Annotated in this window: 3 protein-coding genes and 1 pseudogene; 2 read left to right on the top strand and 2 right to left on the bottom strand. The window is 71.8% G+C overall.

What is annotated here, in order from left to right:
* On the top strand, nucleotides 1–1,505 hold a 1,505-nt coding region (locus AC2VNT_RS07215), incomplete at its 5' end, for an amidase (RefSeq protein ID WP_486946200.1).
* 73 nt (nucleotides 1,506–1,578) lie between these two features.
* Complete coding sequence (locus AC2VNT_RS07210) at nucleotides 1,579–2,568, top strand: NAD-dependent epimerase/dehydratase family protein (RefSeq protein ID WP_486946199.1); 990 nt, start codon at nucleotides 1,579–1,581, stop codon at nucleotides 2,566–2,568.
* Between the two features lie 175 nt (nucleotides 2,569–2,743).
* On the opposite strand, the pseudogene AC2VNT_RS07205 reads toward AC2VNT_RS07210, so the two are convergent.
* A pseudogene (locus AC2VNT_RS07205) lies at nucleotides 2,744–3,688 on the bottom strand (ABC transporter ATP-binding protein); the annotation flags it as partial.
* Nucleotides 3,689–3,690: 2 nt separating this feature from the next.
* Nucleotides 3,691–3,977: FtsX-like permease family protein (locus AC2VNT_RS07200; RefSeq protein ID WP_486946198.1), on the bottom strand; the 287-nt coding region annotated here is incomplete at its 5' end.

Here is a 3,977-nt window from a genome sequence, read left to right as displayed (position 1 = left end):
TAATATGGTACCGTCGGTACCGGGAAAGGGGCGCCATGTCGACCGCAGATCACCAGCAGCTGGCATTCGCCGGTGTCGCGCGGCAAGCCCAGCTGGTGCGGGACGGCGAGGTCTCCCCGCGGGAACTCGTCGAGCTCTACCTGGATCGGATCACCCGGCTCGACCCGGCGGTGAACGCATTCCGGGTGGTCCTGGTCGACGGCGCGCTGGCCGAGGCCAGGAGGGTGGCGGAGCGGCTGGCCGCCGGGGAGGATCTGCCGCTGGCGGGTGTGCCGATCGCGGTCAAAGACGACACCGACGTCGCCGGCGTCTCCACCCTGTGCGGCACCGCGATCGACACCGGCCCGGCCAGCGCCGACAGCGCCGCGGTGCGCCGGCTCCGGGAGGCCGGCGCGGTGATCATCGGCAAGACGCACCTGTCGGAGTTCGGCGCCTACCCGGTGGCCGAATCGGCGACCTGGGGCATGACCCGCAACCCGTGGAACCTGTACCGGACGACCGGGGGCTCCAGCGGCGGATCGGCCGCCGCGGTGGCCGCCGGCATGGTTCCCGGGGCGATCGGCAGCGACAGCGGCGGGTCGGTCCGCATCCCGGCCGCCTGCTGCGGGCTGGTGGGCCTCAAGGGCCAGCGCGGCCGGGTCAGCACCAAGGAGGCACCCGAGCGCGCCTATCGGTTCCACGGCCTGAACCACATCGGGCCGCTGACCCGCAGCGTGCTGGACGCCGCCCTGCTGCACGACGCCATGACCGGCCCCGAGCCGGACGACGAGATCCCGTCGCCGCCGCCGGCGCCGCCGCTGACCGAGGCGGCGTCCCGCCCGCCCGGCCGGCTGCGGATCGCGATGTCGTTCAAGCCGATGCTTCCGGTACCGGTCAGCGACGAGGTGCGCCGCCCGGTGCTGGAGACCGCCGAACTGCTGCGTTCACTCGGCCACGAGGTGGTCGAGCGTGATCCCATCTACCCGCCGACCGCCATCGCCGCCGGACTGGTGTTGTTCATGAACGGCTTCAAACACGAACTCGAGCGGCTGCCGAACCAGGAGCTGCTGGAGCGCCGGATGCAGTCCGAAGCGCGCACCAGCCGGCTGGTCCCGGACTGGCTGGCCCGCCGTGCACTGGCCGCCCGGGAGCGGCTGACCGAGCGGTCGCTGCGCCGGGGCGCCGACATCGACGTGCTGCTGACGCCGGTGCTGGCCAAGCCGCCGGTACGGATCGGCTACTTCGAGGGCGTCGGGCCGACCCGGGCGCTGCTGCGGATGTTCACCTTCATCCCATTCACCTTCGCCCAGCCGTTCACCGGCCAGCCGGCCATCTCGGTTCCGGCCGGAATCGCCGCCGACGGCCTGCCCGAAGCGGTGCACCTGGTCGGCCGGACCAACGACGAGGCCACCATCGTCTCGCTCGCCGCCCAGCTGGAGTCGGTGCGCCCGTGGGCCGACCAGGTGCCGTCGATCGCGTCGGTGACCCCGCCGGCCACCGACCTCAGCGATCTGTCGGTAAGCTAGCCGACGGGAATCCACAAGGCAGACATGCCGTTCCGGCGCAGCACGTCGACGGGGCAGCTCGACGGGAGCGATCATGGCGCACGCGGTGGTGACCGGCGCGAGTGGGCTGCTCGGGGCCAATCTCACCGCCGAGTTGATCGGGCTCGGCCACACCGTCACCGCGACCCGGCGGGCGAGCACCGACACCCGCTCGACGGCCGACCTGTCGGTCGAGTGGGTGATGGCCGACCTGCGGTCAGCTGACGACCTACGCCGGGCGTTCACCGGGGCCGATGTGGTGTTCCACTGCGCCGGAGATGTCTCCACTCGCCGCCGGGCGTCCCCGGCGATGACGGCCACCAACATCGGCGGCACCCGAGCCGTCATCGACGCCGCGATCGCGGCCGGCACACCGCGGCTGGTGCACACCTCGACGGTGAACCCCTTCGGCCCCGCCGCACCCGGCGAGGACGCCGACGAAGAGACCCCGTGGGCGATGGACACCGCCAAGCTGGCGTCGGGTTACGCGGTCACCAAATGGCAGGGCGAACAACTGGTGTACCGGGCCTGCGACCGGCTGGACGCGGTGGTCGTCAGCCCCACCTACCTGGTCGGGCCGCGGGACGCCAAGCCCAGCTCCGGTCGGCTGATCATCAACGTCGCCAGACGCAAGCTGCCGCTCTGGACGCCCGGGTACAACAACTTCGCCGACGTGCGTGAGGTGGCCCGCGGCATGGTCGCCGCCTGGCAGCACGGAAAGCGCGGCGAGCGCTACATCCTGGGCGGGCAGCCGTTGACCTACCGGGACTTCATCGAGCGGGTGGCCCACCAGGCCGGGGTGAAAGCGCCGCGACGGGGGCTGCCGCACCCGGTGGCGTGGGTCGCCGGCAAAGGCGGCGACCTGCTCGAGCTCGTCACCCGCCGGGAGGTGAACGTCAACTCGTGCACCGTCGGCTACGCGTTCACCGACCGCTACCGGTACCGCAGCGACAAGGCGGTGCGCGAGCTGGGCTACGTGGTGGCGCCGATCGAACCGGCGATCCGCGCCGCGCTCGACTGGTTCCGCGGCCACGGCATGCTCTGAGCCGCGTGCCGGATCACTCCGCGTCGGCCGGCTGTTCGTCCGCCTCGTCGGCCCGGACGGCCTCGTCGGCGTCGGCGGCCTCGGCCGCGTCGGCCTTGTCCGCGTCAACGCCCAGACCGGCTCCGCCGACCCCGCGGTCGATAACCAGCTTCTCGACCGGGATACCCTCCGCGGACACCTCCAGTCGCCGGCGGAACGCCAGCACGGTGTAGCCGGTGACCACCGCGTCGGTGCGCGCCCGCACGGTGGCGGAGCGACCCATCCGGAACAGCGGGCCGATCTCGCCGAGATAGTCGCCGGGGATGGCGACCCGGAGCGTCTCCTCGGCGCCGTCCGGCGATCTCTGCACCACCTCGAGCTCCCCCTGGTCGACCACGTAGATCAGATCGCCCATACTGCCCTGCTCGAACAGCACCGAGCCGCTGTCCAGGTGCACGGTCTCCGGCTCACGGTCGATCTCGGCGACGCCCGGCATCATCCGCACCACCCGGTCGGCGAATGGCAGAATCCGGGTGTCGTGGGTGGCCACCACCACGATCCGGTCGCCGCTGGCCAGCTCCCGGATCAACCGCAACACCTCCTCGACCTGGACGTAGTCCAGGTGGGCGGTGGGCTCGTCGGCGAGCAACAGCGGCGGGTCCAGTGCGACGGCCCGCGCCACCGCGACCCGCTGTTGCTGACCGCCGCTGAGGTCACCCGGCCGGTGGTCCATCCGGTCGTGCAACCCCACCCGGGTCAGCAGGTCGCCGGCCCGCTGCCGCGCCGCACGCCGGTGCATACCGGCCGCCCACATCGGCACCATCACGTTCTCCAGCGCGGTCAGGCTGGCGACCAGGTTGAACGACTGGAACACGATCCCTACGGTGTGCCGGCGATAGGTGTTCAGCGCCCGCCGGTCCAGCGCGGTGAGGTCGATCTGGCCGACCTGGATCCGCCCGGAGGCCGGACTGAGGATGCCACCCATGCAGGACAGCAGCGTGGTCTTCCCACACCCGCTGGGGCCCAACAGGATCACCAGCGACCCGGGTTCGATCTCCAGGTTCAGCCCGTCGATCGGGCGCACCGGCTCGCCGGCGTTGCCGTACTCGACGACCAGGTCGGTGATGCGCAGGTTAGCCATGGCTAGGGGCCCCCGAACGCCAGCACCGGGTCGATGGTCACCGCATGTCGCAGGCCGGCCAGGCTGGCCAGCAACCCGATCACCACCGCGGTCACGACCAACAGCACGAACGCCGCCGGCGTCACCACCACCAACATCGGGAACAGCGGCCCGATCGCCACCGCAAGCACGCCGCCGATCAGCGCGGCGATCACCGCGATCAGCACCGCCTGCAGGATCAGCCCGGCCAGCACCGACCGGGTGTTGACGCCGACCGCCTTGAAGACGGCGAAGTCGCGGGTGCGCTCCA

The sequence above is a fragment of the Mycobacterium sp. TH-M15 genome, from assembly GCF_057473705.1.
Note: the sequence above shows the minus strand (reverse complement) of the source record. Positions and strands in the feature narration are given on the sequence as shown.

Coding starts and splice junctions, on each gene's coding strand:
- AC2VNT_RS07210 (WP_486946199.1), top strand. CDS start 1,579: ATGGCGCACGCGGTGGTGACCGGCGCGAGTGGGCTGCTCGGGGCCAAT.